General features: G+C 73.5%; 13 protein-coding genes. 9 read left to right on the top strand and 4 right to left on the bottom strand.

What is annotated here, in order from left to right; all coding sequences use genetic code 11:
- Positions 1-145 precede the first annotated feature (145 nt).
- From P3H78_RS24195 to P3H78_RS24185, 3 genes are all read left to right on the top strand, one after another.
- Positions 146-1,996, top strand: coding sequence for an outer membrane protein assembly factor BamB family protein (locus tag P3H78_RS24195; protein ID WP_276111245.1), 1,851 nt, complete (start codon positions 146-148; stop codon positions 1,994-1,996).
- 102 nt (positions 1,997-2,098) lie between these two features.
- Complete coding sequence (locus tag P3H78_RS24190; RefSeq protein WP_276111244.1) at positions 2,099-4,048, top strand: outer membrane protein assembly factor BamB family protein; 1,950 nt, start codon at positions 2,099-2,101, stop codon at positions 4,046-4,048.
- A 160-nt stretch (positions 4,049-4,208) separates the two neighbouring features.
- Positions 4,209-4,931: a helix-turn-helix transcriptional regulator gene (locus P3H78_RS24185; RefSeq protein WP_276111243.1), complete on the top strand. Its 723-nt coding sequence runs from the start codon at positions 4,209-4,211 to the stop codon at positions 4,929-4,931.
- 20 nt (positions 4,932-4,951) lie between these two features.
- Here P3H78_RS24185 and P3H78_RS24180 read toward each other — a convergent pair whose 3' ends face one another.
- Together P3H78_RS24180 and P3H78_RS24175 are read right to left on the bottom strand one after the other, a co-directional pair.
- Positions 4,952-5,272, bottom strand: a complete 321-nt coding sequence (locus P3H78_RS24180; RefSeq protein WP_276111242.1) for a hypothetical protein — start codon at positions 5,270-5,272, stop codon at positions 4,952-4,954.
- Between the two features lie 20 nt (positions 5,273-5,292).
- Positions 5,293-6,984, bottom strand: a complete 1,692-nt coding sequence (locus P3H78_RS24175) for a sodium:solute symporter family protein (RefSeq protein WP_276111241.1) — start codon at positions 6,982-6,984, stop codon at positions 5,293-5,295.
- Between the two features lie 174 nt (positions 6,985-7,158).
- Here P3H78_RS24175 and galT point away from each other — a divergent pair, with 174 nt between their 5' ends.
- Genes galT through galK form a run of 3 tightly spaced genes read left to right on the top strand, consistent with a single transcriptional unit; the run spans position 7,159 to position 10,394 of the window.
- Positions 7,159-8,268: a galactose-1-phosphate uridylyltransferase gene (gene galT / locus P3H78_RS24170; RefSeq protein ID WP_276111240.1), complete on the top strand. Its 1,110-nt coding sequence runs from the start codon at positions 7,159-7,161 to the stop codon at positions 8,266-8,268.
- Positions 8,265-9,233 carry a UDP-glucose 4-epimerase GalE gene (gene galE / locus P3H78_RS24165; protein WP_276111239.1) on the top strand — a complete coding sequence of 323 codons (969 nt, stop codon included), beginning with the start codon at positions 8,265-8,267 and terminating at the stop codon, positions 9,231-9,233. The genes galT and galE overlap by 4 nt, the downstream gene beginning before the upstream one ends.
- Positions 9,234-10,394 carry a galactokinase gene (gene galK / locus P3H78_RS24160; RefSeq protein WP_276111238.1) on the top strand — a complete coding sequence of 387 codons (1,161 nt, stop codon included), beginning with the start codon at positions 9,234-9,236 and terminating at the stop codon, positions 10,392-10,394.
- A gap of 624 nt (positions 10,395-11,018) precedes the next feature.
- On the opposite strand, the gene P3H78_RS24155 is transcribed toward galK, so the two are convergent.
- On the bottom strand, positions 11,019-11,462 hold the full coding sequence (locus P3H78_RS24155) for a GNAT family N-acetyltransferase (protein ID WP_276111237.1): 444 nt from the start codon (positions 11,460-11,462) through the stop codon (positions 11,019-11,021).
- A gap of 288 nt (positions 11,463-11,750) precedes the next feature.
- Here P3H78_RS24155 and P3H78_RS24150 point away from each other — a divergent pair, with 288 nt between their 5' ends.
- Positions 11,751-12,518, top strand: coding sequence for a LuxR C-terminal-related transcriptional regulator (locus P3H78_RS24150; RefSeq protein ID WP_276111236.1), 768 nt, complete (start codon positions 11,751-11,753; stop codon positions 12,516-12,518).
- Here the strand turns inward: P3H78_RS24150 and tamR are convergent.
- Complete coding sequence (tamR, locus tag P3H78_RS24145; RefSeq protein WP_276111235.1) at positions 12,477-12,974, bottom strand: MarR family transcriptional regulator TamR; 498 nt, start codon at positions 12,972-12,974, stop codon at positions 12,477-12,479. The genes P3H78_RS24150 and tamR overlap by 42 nt on opposite strands.
- A 184-nt stretch (positions 12,975-13,158) precedes the next feature.
- Between tamR and P3H78_RS24140 the strand changes: the two genes are divergently transcribed.
- Together P3H78_RS24140 and P3H78_RS24135 are read left to right on the top strand one after the other, a co-directional pair.
- Positions 13,159-13,977, top strand: coding sequence for a trans-aconitate 2-methyltransferase (locus P3H78_RS24140; protein ID WP_276111234.1), 819 nt, complete (start codon positions 13,159-13,161; stop codon positions 13,975-13,977).
- Between the two features lie 3 nt (positions 13,978-13,980).
- Positions 13,981-14,343: a VOC family protein gene (locus tag P3H78_RS24135; RefSeq protein ID WP_276111233.1), complete on the top strand. Its 363-nt coding sequence runs from the start codon at positions 13,981-13,983 to the stop codon at positions 14,341-14,343.
- Positions 14,344-14,376: the final 33 nt, after the last annotated feature.

Here is a 14,376-nt window from a genome sequence, read left to right as displayed (position 1 = left end):
TTGGGAACAGGGGCGGATCCGAGCCGGTCGGCCGTCGGAGGGCAGTGATAGAAAGGGCCGTCTGAGAACAGTCTGAGTACGACTCTGGGTCCGTCACGAACCTCAGGGCGTGGCCGGAAATCAGTGAACGAGGGGGAACACGCTGATGGTTCAGCCACCCGACCAGCCGCCGCGGGGCGGCTTCGGAGCACCGCAGGATCGGCCACCGTCGGACGGCGGACGGGGGGAGCAGCCCGCACCGCCCGCACCGGGTGGCTTCGGCGCCCCCCAGGACCCGCGTCAGGGCACGCCCCCGCCCCCGGCGCAGCCGCCGCAGGGCGCCCCGCAGCCGCCCCCGGTCCCGCCGCAGCCCGGTTACGGCTACCCGCAGCCGCCGCAGCCCCAACCGGGTTACGGCTACCCGCAGCAGCCCGGCCCCTACGCCCAGCCCGGCCCGTACGGGGCGCCCACCGCGCCCGGCGGCCCCTACGCGGCGCCGCAGCAGCCGGGCCCGTACGGCTATCCGCCCCAGCCGGGCTACGGCCAGGCGCCGTACCCGGGCGCGCCCGGCACCCCGCCGCCCGGTTCCCGCAATCCCTTCAAGGGGCGTCCGCTCGCCGTGGCCGGGGCCGCCGTGGCGGCGCTGCTCGTCGTCGGCGGCACCGTGTGGGCCGTCAGCGGCGACGGCGGCGGGAAGAAGAAGCCCGTGGCCGGCCCGAGCGGTTCCGCGACCGGCTCGCCCTCCGACGCCCCGGTGAACCCGGGCGACGGCAGCGGCGACGGCGGCAAGGACACGGAGAACCTCAACGCGGGCCGCAAGCCCGGCGAGGCGAAGGTGCTCTGGTACAAGGAGGCGCCCGACGCCCCCGGTTCCGGCGCCGACGCCCCCGGCATGTGGATCACCTCGAGGACGGCGGTGAAGGCCGCGTACAAGCAGGTCTTCGCCTACGACGTGGCGGGCGGCGCCCCCGCCTGGGCGCCGCTGTCCTTCCCGCAGAAGATCTGCGCGGTGACCCCGCAGAAGACGTCCGACGACAAGGCCGTCGTGGCGTACATGAGCGGCAGCAGCGACCGGGCCAAGTGCAACCAGCTCCAGGAGATCGACCTCGACACCGGCAGGAAGGGCTGGCACGCCGAGGTTCCCGACGGCGCGCTGTTCGACAGCACGATCTCCGTCGAGCTGTCCGTCACCGGCAGGACGCTGATGGTCGGCCGCTCGCAGTCCGGCCTGGCGCTGAACGTGGAGACCGGGTCCAAGCTCTTCGACAAGAAGAAGTACGGGGCGTCCTGCTTCCCGTCCGGGTTCGCGGGCGGCGCCCGCCTGATCGTGGTGTCCTCCTGCGGCGCGGGCGGCGACAACGAGCACGACGAGGTGCAGGAGCTCGACCCGTCCACCGGCAGGGCCGAGTGGACCCGCCGGATCCCCAAGGGCTGGTCGGTCGAGCGCACCTACTCCGTCGACCCGGTGGTGCTGTACTCGACCAACAAGGACGACAAGCACTGGAACATCTCGGCCCTGAACGCCGACGGCTCCATCCGCTCCCAGGTCGACACCAAGGCGGCCTTCAGCCCGAAGTGCGACTTCGCCGTCCTCGACCGGGACCTGCAGGGCTGCCAGGGCGTCGCCGCCGACGCGAGCACGCTCTACCTGCCCACCGACGCCACCACCGGCGCCAACGAGATCGTCGCGATCGACCTGGCCACCGGCAAGGAGAAGTGGCGGGTCAAGTCCCCCACGGACACCTCGATGACACCGGTGAAGGTCGAGGGCGGACAGCTCATCGCGTACGCCGCGCCGTCCTACGACGCCGGTGGCCGGATCGTGTCCGTGGCGACGGCCGGAGCCGGCCACACCCCCGTGAAGCTGCTGCAGAACCCCGCGAGCACGGCGGAGATCGAGAACGGCTTCTACTCCAAGGCCGTCGACTGGGTCGACGGGCGCTTCTATCTCTCCACCACCCGGCTCAACGGCAACGACAAGACGAAGGAGAAGCTGATGCTCGCCTTCGGCAGGTGAGGCGCCCGGCCGCCCCCGGCGGGCGGCCCGCGCCCCCGCGCCGTTTCGAACACGCTGCTTCCCCCCGTCCCCGTCCGTCCCGTCCCCCGAGGTGCATCCGTCATGACCCAGCCGCCCCCGCCGCCCAACCAGCCCCCGCAGCAGGGCGGTTTCGGTCCGCCCCAGGACCGGCCGCCGCAGCCGCCCGCGCCGAAGCCGAACGACCCCCCGCCCGCGCAGCCGGAGGACGCCGCGCCCGCGCAGCCGCCGCCGGCCGGCCCGAGCCTGTCCAAGGGCCCCGGCCCGGCGCCCGGTCAGGGCTCCCCGCAGGGCCCGCCGCCCGCGCAGCCGCCGCAGGGCGTCCCGCAGCCGCCCCCGGCTCCGCCGGCGGGCCCGCCGCAGCCCGCCCCGGGGTACGGCTACCCGCAGCCGTCCCAGCCCCAGCCCGGCTACGGCTACCCGCAGGCGCCCCCGCCCCCGCAGGCGCCCCCCGGCTACGGCTACCCCGGGCAGCAGCCCAACCCGTACGCCGCGCAGCCGCCGCACCCGTACGCGGCGCAGCAGCCCGGCTACGGCCATCCGCAGCAGCCGCCGACCATGCCCCTGCACCCGCAGCCCGGACAGCCCGGCGGCGGACGGAAGTTCAACGCGCAGCTCGCCATCATCGTCGCGGCCGTCGTCGCGATCGCGCTGATCGTGGGCGGTGGCGTCTGGTACGCGAAGTCGTCCGGCGGGGACGGCCGGAAGGACACCGCGAGCTCCGGCGGCACCGGCGGCAAGAACGGCACCGGCGGAGGCACCTCCACCGGCGGTTCGGAGAAGGTGCCCGCCGACACCGCGTCCAAGGTGCTCTTCCAGGTCCCGATGCCCGACGTCGCCGACACCTTCGTCACCGACGGTTCCTGGCTCACCGGCACGGTGTACGCCAAGAGCGGCGTCGCCGAGATCGTCGGGTACGACCGCGCCAAGGGCACCAAGCTGTGGACGATCAAGCTGCCCGGCCCGGTCTGCCAGGCCACGCAGCACACCACGTCCGACGACCGCACCGCGATCCTCTACCAGCCGGCGATGCCGACCAAGGCCAAGCCCTCGCAGGGCTGCAGCCAGGTCGCCGCGATCGACCTGGACGCAGGCACCAAGCTGTGGACCCGCACCGTCAAGGCCGGTGACCAGCTGGTCTCCCTCGACAACGTCACCGTCGGCGGGGGCACGGTCGCCGTGGGCAGCACCAACGGCGGCGCCGCCTTCGACCTCGCCTCCGGCAAGCAGCTGTGGGCCCCCAAGCCGACCGACTCCTGCTACGACGCCGGCTACGGCGGCGGCACCAAGCTGGTCGCGCTGCGCAAGTGCGGCTCCTACGGCCAGCGCCAGCTGCACGTGCAGACCATCGACCCGAAGTCCGGCAAGGTGATCTCCGACTACAAGATGTCGGAGGGCATCGAGTACGCGTCGATCGTGTCGACCGACCCGCTCGTCGTCGCGGCGGACGTCGGCGACAGCGCCGGCGACGGCAGCGGCATCTCGGACTTCTTCTCCGTCGACAACAGGACCGGCGCGCTGCGCGCCCACATCTCCGCGCCGGGCGACAAGTACGCGGCCCGCTGCGACGGCATCACCCGGATCGAGTACTGCACCGGCCTCGCCGTCGGCACCGACAAGCTGTACGTGCCGACCGAGGAGCACGACGGCACCGGCCAGTACAGCAAGACCAACGAGGTCGTCGCCTTCGACCTGGCCACCGGCCGGCAGACCGGCCAGCGCGCGGACGCGGGCGACGGCTACACGATCACCCCGCTGCGCATGGACGGCGGCAACGTCATCGCCTACAAGCGCCCGCCGTACGACAAGGGCGGCCAGATCGTCAGCATCGACGGCAGCAGCTTCAAGGAGACCAAGCTGCTGGAGAACCCGGCCACCGAGGCGGTGCGCGACGCGGAGACCAGCATGTCCCCGGACTACGCGGAGATCCTGTACAGCCAGGGCCGGCTGTACATGTCGGCGGTGTTCGCCCACAAGTCGACGTCCTCCTTCGGCAAGGAGTACCTGCTGGTGGCCTTCGGCACCGGCGGCTGACCCGCGGGCTCCGTCCCGGTACGCGCGACGTCGAACAAGCGTGTAGCTTCCGGGGTCATGCAGGGGCAGGTGCGCCGGGGGGCCACCGGCCGGAGGGCTGCCCGCAGGGTCCCGTGGGCGGCCGTGGTGGGCGTCCGTGGGGGACTGGGGGGTTTGCTCGATGGGAGTGCGGCTGATGGTGGTCGACGACCACCGGCTGCTCGCCGAGGCGCTGGCCTCGGCACTGAAGCTGCGCGGACACCGCGTGCTGGCCGCGGCGGCGCCCGCGGCGGGCGCGGCGGACCTGGTGATCAGCCGCGCGCCGGAGGTCTGCCTGCTGGGCACGGCCGCACCGGCCGAGCCGGGCGCCTTCGACCCGGTGCTGCGCATCAAGCGGGAGCGGCCGCAGGTCGCGGTGGTGGTGCTGGGCCCGGTGCCGTCGCCGCGCGGGATCGCGGCGGCCTTCGCGGCGGGCGCCTCGGGGTACGTGCGCCACGACGAGCGCATAGAGGGCGTCGAGCGGGCGATCATGAAGGCGCGGGCGGGTGAGGCGGCCGTCGCCCCGCAGCTCCTCCAGGGCGCCTTCGGGGAACTGCTCAACCCGGCGGCGCAGCCCGACGACGAGGGCCGGCGGCTCCTGGAGATGCTCACCCCGCGCGAGGTGGAGGTGCTGGTCCGGGTCGCCGACGGCGAGGACACACGGCTGATCGCCGCCGGCATGGGCATCGCGCCGAGCACCGCGCGCACCCATGTGCAGAGGGTGCTGATGAAGCTCGGCGTGGGGTCCCGGCTGGAGGCGGCGGCGCTGGCGGCCCGCACCGGTCTGCTGGACCGGGCGGGCCCGCTGCCGCACCGGCCGGGCCCCGCCGCGGGGCCCGGCGGGCCGGCGGCGGGACCGGAGTAGCCGCCCGGCGCCGCCCCGCCTCAGGACGGCGGACGCTCCTCGGCCGGACCGTCCTGCTGGGGCGGGGTGGCGGGCCGCAGCTTCATCCAGACCAGGAAGAAGACGCCGAGCAGCAGCATCCCGATGCCGGTCCACAGGTTGATGTTGACGCCCTGCGCCTTGTCGATGGCGGCCTGGGAGTCGGTGACGCCGGCGATCGTGACGATGATCCCGTAGAGCACGAACAGCCCGCCGATGATGCGCCGCAGGTCGAAGATCCGCGCGGCGGTCGCCGACCTGCCCTCCAGGTCGGAGACCTCCCGCTGGACGTCCTTCTCGGAAAACCCTGAGTTCTCAGGCATGGTCTCTCAATCCTCCCGCGTCAGAAAGAGAACGGGATGTAGCAGAGGGCGGCGAGGACGACCGCGCCCCAGCCGAGGAGCGCGGGCCGGCGGTACCAGGCCTCGTCGCCGGGGGCGGCCGGCTCGGCCATGCCCGGCGACCGGGTGCCGTACACGAGCCCCTGCAGCTCCTCCTCCGGCTTGGGCCGGGTGAACAGCGACACGGCGAACATGACGATCGCGCCGGCGACGAACCCGGCGATGGCGGACACGAAGTTGGCGCCCTGGTCGGTGGGGATGCGGACGATGCCCTGCTTGTAGATGACGAAGTAGTTCACCATCGCCGCCGTGGTGCCGGCGAGCAGGCCCCAGAACCCGGACTTCTTCGAGGCGCGCTTCCAGAACATGCCGACGATGAAGACGACGAACATCGGCACGTTGAAGAAGGAGAACAGGGTCTGCAGGTAGGCCATGATGTTCGAGAACGACGCGGCGAGGAACGCGGTGCCGATCGACGCGAACACGCCGATGACGGTGATCAGCCGCCCGAAGCGCACGTAGTAGGAGTCCTCGCGGCCCTTGACCACGTACTTGGCCCAGATGTCGTTGGTGAACACGGTGTTGAAGGACGACACGTTGGCCGCCATGCCGGCCATGAAGGCGGCGAGCAGGCCGGTGACCGCGATGCCGAGGACGCCGTTGGGCAGCAGCTCCTGCATCAGGTACGGGATCGCGTCGTTGTACTGGAGCCCGGAGGCGGAGGTGCCGATGTTAGGCACCAGGGCCGCGGCGACCAGGCCCGGGATCATCACCAGGAAGACGATGAAGATCTTCGGGTAGGCCGCGATCAGCGGGGTGCGCTGGGCGGCCGACAGGTTCCGCGCGGACAGGGCGCGCTGCACCTCGGCGAAGTTCGTCGTCCAGTAGCCGAAGGACAGCACGAAGCCGAGGCCGAGGACGATGGTCAGCCAGTTGGCGCCGAGCGGGTTGGCACTGCCGATGCCGGTGCCGCCCCAGGCGGTGACGAAGTGGTCGCCGTGCTGCCTGGTGAGCGTACGGGTCAGGCCGCCCCAGCCGCCGACCTTCTTCAGGCTGAGCACCACGAGCGGGATGAGGGCCGCGAGGATCACGAAGAACTGCAGCACCTCGTTGTAGATCGCGGAGGACAGTCCGCCGAGGGTGATGTAGGCGAGGACGAAGGCGCCGGCGACCACGATGGCCACCCACTGCGGCCAGCCCAGCAGCGCCTCGACGACGATCGCGAGGGCGTAGAGGTTGACACCGGCGATCAGGATGGCCGCGAAGGCGAACAGGATCGAACTGAGCAGATGGGCTCCCCGGTCGAAGCGGAGCAGCAGGAACTCGGGGACCGAGCGGACCTTGGAGCCGTAGTAGAAGGGCATCATCACCAGGCCGAGGAAGACCATGGCCGGGATGGCGCCGATCCAGTACCAGTGCACCGTGTAGGCGCCGTACTGGGCGCTGTTGGCCGCCATGCCGAGGATCTCGGTGGCGGCGAGGTTGGCGGAGATGAAGGCCAGACCGGTGATCCACGCGGGCAGGGAGCGCCCGGAGAGGAAGAAGTCCAGGCTGGTGCGGACGGAGCGGCGGGCGGCGAAGCCGATGCCCAGGACGACGACGAAATAGATCGCGAGGATCGTGTAGTCGAGCCCGTTCGTGGGCAGCCGCAGCCCCGCTGCCAGGTAGGCGTGCGCGTCTGTGGGGGTGTGCATGAGAACTCGCTTCGTTGCGCGAACTGATCCAGCGGGAACCTACGCCTTGTCGTTCAGTAAATGAACACTTTTGTTGGTCGTCTTTGTTTGATTGTGATGTGCGCGGTGGTGGTGAGTTGTGATGTGTTATGTTTGATTCTGTTGGGTGAGAGATGCGGGTACAGGGAGTCCCACGTGAAGAAGACCTCGACCCGGCTGGCCGACGGTCGTGAGCTCGTCTACTACGACCTGCGGGACGACACCGCGCGCGGTGCCGCCGACCGGCGCCCGCTGGAGCCGACCGTGACCACCTCCGAGATCCGTCACGACGCGCTGCTCGGCGACGCGGTCGCCGTCGCCTCGCACCGCCAGGGCCGGACCTACCACCCGCCCGCCGACGAGTGCCCGCTGTGCCCCACCCGGGGCGACCGGCTCAGCGAGATCCCGGAACCCTCGTACGACGTCGTGGTCTTCGAGAACCGCTTCCCGTCCCTCGCCGGCGACGCGGGCCGCTGCGAGGTCGTCTGCTTCACCTCCGACCACGACGCCTCCTTCGCCGACCTCACCGAGGAGCAGGCGCGACTGGTGCTGGACGCGTGGACGGACCGGACCTCGGAGCTGTCGCATCTGCCCTCCGTCGAGCAGGTCTTCTGTTTCGAGAACCGCGGGGCCGAGATCGGCGTGACGCTCCAGCACCCGCACGGTCAGATCTACGCCTACCCCTTCACCACCCCGCGCACCGCGACGATGCTCCGGTCGGTGGCGGCGCACCGGCGGGCCACCGGCGGGGAGAACCTCTTCGACGCCGTCCTGGAGCGGGAACTGGCCGGCGAGCGGATCGTCCTGGAGGGTGAGCACTGGGTCGCCTTCGTGCCGTACGCGGCGCACTGGCCCTACGAGGTCCACCTCTACCCGCGCCGCCGGGTGCCGGACCTGCTCGCCCTGGACGAGGCGGCACGCACAGAGTTCCCCCAGGTCTATCTGGAACTGTTGAGGCGCTTCGACCGGATCTTCGACGGACCGGACACGGGCGCCGGCTCCGGGCGGACGGAAGGGGGCGGCTCCGCGGGCGGGTCCCGGACGCCGTACATCGCGGCCTGGCACCAGGCCCCGTTCGGTGCGGCGGCGGCCTCCCACGGCGTCGAGCGCGACGACTTCGCCCTGCACCTCGAGCTCTTCACCGTCCGCCGCACTTCCGGCAAGCTGAAGTTTCTCGCGGGTTCCGAGTCCGGCATGAACGTGTTCATCAACGACGTGCCGCCGGAGCGTGCGGCCGAGCGACTGCGAGAGGTAGCGAGTTCATGAGCGGGAAGTACCTGGTCACCGGTGGTGCGGGATACGTCGGCGGCGTGGTCGCGCAGCACCTGCTGGAGGCGGGCCACGAGGTCGTCGTCCTCGACAACCTCTCCACCGGGTTCCGCCGGGGCGTCCCCGCCGGTGCCGCCTTCGTCGAGGGCGACATCCGCGACGCCGCCCGGTGGCTGGACCCGTCCTTCGACGCCGTCCTGCACTTCGCCGCCTTCTCCCAGGTCGGGGAGTCCGTCGTCCGCCCGGAGAAGTACTGGGACAACAACGTCGGCGGCACCATGGCCCTGCTCGCCGCGATGCGCGGCGCGGGCGTGCGCCGGCTGGTGTTCTCCTCCACCGCGGCCACCTACGGCGAGCCCGAGCAGGTGCCGATCACCGAGACCGCGCCGACCCGGCCCACCAACCCCTACGGCGCGTCCAAGCTCGCGGTCGACCACATGATCACCGGCGAGGCCGCCGCGCACGGCCTCGCCGCGGTCTCCCTGCGCTACTTCAACGTGGCGGGCGCCCACGGCGAGCACGGCGAGCGCCACGACCCCGAGTCGCACCTCATCCCGCTGGTCCTCCAGGTCGCGCAGGGCCGCCGCGAGGCCGTCTCGGTCTTCGGCGACGACTACCCCACCCCGGACGGCACGTGCGTGCGCGACTACATCCACGTCGCCGACCTCGCCGAGGCCCATCTGCTGGCGCTGGACGCCGCCACCGAGGGCGAGCACCTCGTCTGCAACCTCGGCAACGGCAACGGCTTCTCCGTCCGCGAGGTCGTGGAGACCGTGCGCCGGGTCACCGGCCACCCCGTCCCGGAGATCGTGGCCCCGCGCCGCGGCGGCGACCCGGCGGTGCTGGTCGCCTCGGCCGAGGCCGCCCGCGAGCGGCTCGGCTGGAAGCCGTCCCGGACGGACCTCGCGGGTATCGTCGCGGACGCCTGGGAGTTCGCGCAGAAGACCGCAAGGGAGCAGTAGGTGGGGGCACAGCAGGTGCAGGTCGGGGACGGTTTCGCCGCACGGTACGGGGCCGCGCCCGAGGGCGTCTGGGCGGCGCCCGGCCGGGTCAACCTGATCGGTGAGCACACCGACTACAACGACGGCTTCGTGATGCCCTTCGCCCTGCCGCAGCAGGCCGTCGCGGCCGTCTCCCGCCGGGACGACGGCCTGCTGCGCCTGCACTCGGCCGAGGCCGGGGGCGACGTCGTGGAACTCCGGCTGGACGCCCTCGCCCCCGGGAGCGACGACGCCTGGACGGCGTACCCGGCCGGCGTGGTCTGGGCGCTGCGCGAGGCCGGCCACCCGGTCACCGGCGCGGACGTCCACCTGTCCTCGACCGTCCCGACCGGTGCGGGCCTGTCCTCCTCCGCCGCCCTGGAGGTCGTGATCGCGCTGGCGCTCGACGACCTGTACGGCCTCGGCCTGCCGGGCTGGCGGCTGGCCCGGCTGTGCCAGCGTGCCGAGAACGTCTACGTCGGCGCGCCGACCGGGATCATGGACCAGACGGCGTCGGCCTGCTGCGCGTCCGGGCACGCGCTCTTCCTCGACAGCCGCGACCTGTCCCAGCGCCAGATCCCCTTCGACCTCGCGGCCGAGGGCCTGCGCCTGCTGGTGGTCGACACCCGGGTCCAGCACGCCCACAGCGGCGGCGAGTACGGCAGGCGCCGCGCGGGCTGCGAGAAGGGCGCGGCCCTGCTCGGCGTCGACGCCCTGCGCGACATCCCGTACGACGGCCTGGACGCGGCCCTGGCCCGGCTCGGCGACGACGAGGAGGTCGTCCGCCTGGTCCGGCACGTCGTCACCGAGAACCACCGCGTCGAGCGGGTCGTGGACCTCCTCCGCAGCGGCGGTACCCGGGCCATCGGCCCCGTCCTCACCGAGGGCCACGCCTCCCTCCGCGACGACTTCCGCGTCTCCTGCCCGGAGCTGGACCTGGCCGTCGGCACCGCGAACGCGGCCGGCGCCCTCGGCGCCCGCATGACCGGCGGCGGCTTCGGCGGCTCGGCGATCGTCCTCGCGGAGGCGGCCGACGTCCCCGCCCTCACCGGCACCATCGAGCGGGCCTTCGCGGAGGCGTCCTTCACCCGGCCCCGGGTCTTCGAAGCGGTCCCGTCCCCGGGCGCCCGGCGCCTGGCCTGACGGGACCTCACCACCCGTCCCGCACCGGCCCCTTCACGCGCCCGGCGCGCAGCGGCCGGTGCCGGTCGCCCCCGCCCCGAGGGGCCGCCCCGGAGCACCCTCCCGCAAGGCCAGGACCATGCAGGCCCCTCGGCACGGGCCGGTGACGTACACGCCGCCCACCGCAGGGATGCCCGCCGGCACCGGCAACGGACGAGGACCACGGGGGAGGCCCGCTGATGGACGACGACACGCCCTCCGGGCGCGGTTCGACGGGCGGGGGACGGTCGAGGTGCGGGCCGACTGGGCGGCGGGGGCGCGGGCCGAGGGGATCGCGTACGCGCACGGGTACCTGCCGGTGTCGTGTGTGCGGGTCGGCCGGAGGACCCGGCTGTTCGTCTTCCGGCGGGACGACGACCCGCGGGCCCGCCGTCGCGCCGAACACGCCGTCGAGCGGCTGCGGACGGGCGGCCCGCCGCCACCTCCTCCGGGCCCGCCCCGCCCCTCACGCCCGGGCCGCCGGCGCCCCGGCCCCGCTGGTCGCCGGAGCCGCCCCCGCCGCCGGGTCCGCCCGTGCCCCGGGTCCGGCCCCGATCGCCGTACCCGCCGCCTCCCGCCCGCCGCCGACGGCGGCCTGAGGCTGCGTCAGCCCAGCGGTTTGATGAGGGTGTACTCCGTGACGCCCGGCGGGTAGTCGGGGATCGCGCAGACCACCTTGTAGCCGTGCCGGCGGTAGAACCGCGGCGCCTGGAAGTCCCAGGTCTCCAGGCGCGCGCCCCGGCAGCCGCGTTCGTCGCGGGCCACGCGTTCCGCCCGGAGCAGCAGCCGGGAGCCGAGCCCCGCGCCCCGGTGCCGCTCGTCGACCCACAGGTACGCCACGTGCAGCCACGTCGTCCACGTGTGGCCGACCAGCCCGCCCGCCAGGCCGCCCGACGCGTCCACCGCCCACACGTGCAGCGGCAGCTCGCGCTCGGCCGGGGTTCCGCGCAGGGCGGCGAACTCCGGGGAGGCCGCCGTGTTCGAGTCGCGGAGGCGGGAGCGGAGAAGATCGCGCCGGTCCTTGTCGACTTCTGCCTCGATACGAAACATGCGGCACACCCTAGGCGCGCAGTGCGGCCAGTTCTGTCAATTGTCTTCCCCTCCCGACGGCCGTCCGTACTCTGAGGAGCAGCACCGGTGGGGGCCGGTGCCGCTCAGGGGGCGAGACAGTCGGGTACGGCACCCGGCGTGGGGGTAGCACTTCCGCATGGTTCCGCATGGCGGCGGCCGTGCGGTCGGGACGCGCCCCCGGGGGGTGTCGTGCCCGCGCCGGTCGGCGTTCTCCGGACGCTTGGGGAGTCCCCTGCTCTCTCGGGAGCTCGGGGAAGGGGGTTTTCAGTGGTGCGCATCCGAGTCCTGGTCGTCGACGACCACCGCATCTTCGCCGAGTCGCTGGCCGCCGCCCTGGCGGCCGAGCCCGACGTCGACGTCGCCGCGGCCGGCTCCGGCCCGGCGGCGCTGCGCTGCCTGGAGCGGGCCGCGGCCGAGGGCCGCCGCTTCGACGTCCTGCTCGTCGACGCCGACCTCGGCGGCAACGTGCCGGGCGGCCGCACCGCGGTCCCGGTGCAGGAGGGCAACGCCGACGGCCTGGTCGACGGGATCTCCCTGGTCGCCGGGGTGCGCGTGGCCCAGCCGGGCGTGCGGACCGTGGTGCTCGCGGAGAAGGACGAACCGCGGCGGGCGGCGCTCGCGCTGCAGGCGGGCGCCTCCGGCTGGGTCGCCAAGGACTGCTCCCTGTCCCGGCTGCTGACCGTCGTCCGCGGTGTCCTGCGCGAGGAGACCCATCTGCCGCCCGCCCTGCTGACCGGCGTGCTGCGGGAGCTGACCGCGGCCCGCAGGCACCGCACGGAGAGCGAGCGGCTGGTGGAGTCGCTCACCCCGCGCGAGCGGGAGGTGCTGCGCTGCATGGTCGCCGGGCTCGGCCGCAAGGCCGTCGCCGAGCGGCTCTACCTCTCCCCGCACACGGTCCGCACCCACATGCAGAACGTGCTGGGCAAGCTCGGCGTGCACTCCACCCTCGCCGCCGTCGCCCTCGCCCGTCGGGCCGGCGTCGGGCCGGCCGACCTAGCCGGGGACGTTGTCGAACGGGGCGGTCAGCTGGCGTAGCAGGGCGGCCAGCTCACCGCGCTGCGCGGACGACAGCTCGCCGAGGATCGCCCGCTCCTGAGCGAGCAGCCCGGCCAGTGCCTGGTCCGCGCGGTCCCGGCCCACGTCCGTGAGCCGGACCAGCACACCGCGCCGGTCGCTGGGGTCCGGCAGCCGCTCCACCAGGCCCTTCTTGGCCAGCCGGTCGATGCGGTTCGTCATCGTGCCGGAGGTGACGAGCGTCTGGGTGAGCAACTGGCCCGGGGAGAGCTGGTACGGCGATCCGGCGCGCCGCAGCGCCGTCAGGACGTCGAACTCCCAGGGCTCCAGGCTGTGCTCGGAGAAGGCCAGCCGCCGCGCGCGGTCCAGGTGCCGGGCCAGCCGGCTCACCCGGCTGAGCACCTCCAGTGGTTCCACGTCGAGGTCCGGGCGCTCCCGGCGCCACGCCGCGACCAGCCGATCGACCTCGTCCTCCATGACGATCAGTGTAGTGGTTGTGTCGACGTGAAGTCTCTTGAAGTCGATTCTCTCGACATCAACTCTCTTGACGTCGAGACATCGCGGGCGTCACAGTGGACGCCACGAGAGCCGCACCGCCCCGCGCGCCCCGCCCGGCCGCGCCCGGGTCCGTACGGCGCCGACGCCCGCGAAGGAGGCCCCCATGCCCGCCCCCGCCCCCGTCTGGGACCCCGCCCAGTACCTGCACCACGCCGACCACCGCGCCCGCCCCTTCACCGACCTCCTCGCCCGGATCCCCGACCCGGCCGGCGACCGGCCCCGCATCGCCGACCTCGGCTGCGGCCCCGGCAACGTCACCGCGCTGCTCGCCGCCCGCTGGCCGGGCGCCCGCATCACCGGCTACGACAACTCGCCCGAGATGCTCGACCGCGCCCGCACCGACCACGAGGGCCCCACACCCGGCGGCGGCCACCTCGACTTCGCCGCCGCCGACGCCCGCACCTGGACACCCGCCGAGCCCTGCGACCTGATCGTCTCCAACGCCACCCTCCAGTGGGTGCCCCGGCACGCCGACCGCTTCGCCGACTGGATCGCCGCGCTGAAGCCCGGCGGCACCCTCGCCTTCCAGGTGCCCGGCAACTTCTCCGCCCCCAGCCACGTGCTCATGCGCGAGCTGGCGGGGACCACCCGCCGCCGCGACCTCCTCGACGGCGTCCTGCGCCACGACGACGCCGTCCTCGCCCCCGGGGCGTACCTGGAGCGGCTCACCGGCCTCGGCTGCACGGCGGACGTGTGGGAGACGACGTACCTCCACCTGCTCCAGGGCGAGGACCCCGTCCTGGACTGGGTGAAGGGCACCGGACTGCGACCCGTCCTCACCGCCCTCGCCGACGACCCGACCGCCCGCGAGGAGTTCCTGGCCGACTACCGGACCGCCCTGCGCGCCGCCTACCCGGCCGGCCCGCACGGCACCCCCTTCCCCTTCCGCCGCGTCTTCGCGGTCGCCGTGAAGGAGGCGTGAGCGATGCTCGTCGCCGTGGACCACGTGCAGCTTGCGGCACCGCCCGGCACGGAGGACGCCCTGCGCGCGTACTACGCGGGCGCCCTCGGCATGACCGAGGTCCCCAAGCCGCCCGCGCTCGCGGCGCGCGGCGGCTGCTGGTTCGAGGCCGGCGCGGTGCGGCTCCACCTGGGCGCCGAGGACGGCTTCCGCCCCGCGAGGAAGGCCCACCCGGGACTGCGGGTCGCGGACATCGACGCGTACGCCGCCCGGCTCGCGGCCCACGGCGCGCCCGTCGCCTGGGACGACGCCCTGCCGGGCCACCGCCGCTTCTACTCCGAGGACCCGGTCGGCAACCGGCTGGAGTTCCTGGAGCCGGCCGGCTGACGCCGGACCGCGCCGCGGGACGGCCGGGCGGCC

The sequence above is a fragment of the Streptomyces tropicalis genome (assembly GCF_029269835.1).
Classification (GTDB): domain Bacteria; phylum Actinomycetota; class Actinomycetes; order Streptomycetales; family Streptomycetaceae; genus Streptomyces; species Streptomyces tropicalis.
The sequence above is the reverse complement of the archived record's forward strand: the minus strand, read 5'-3'. Positions and strand labels throughout refer to the sequence as shown.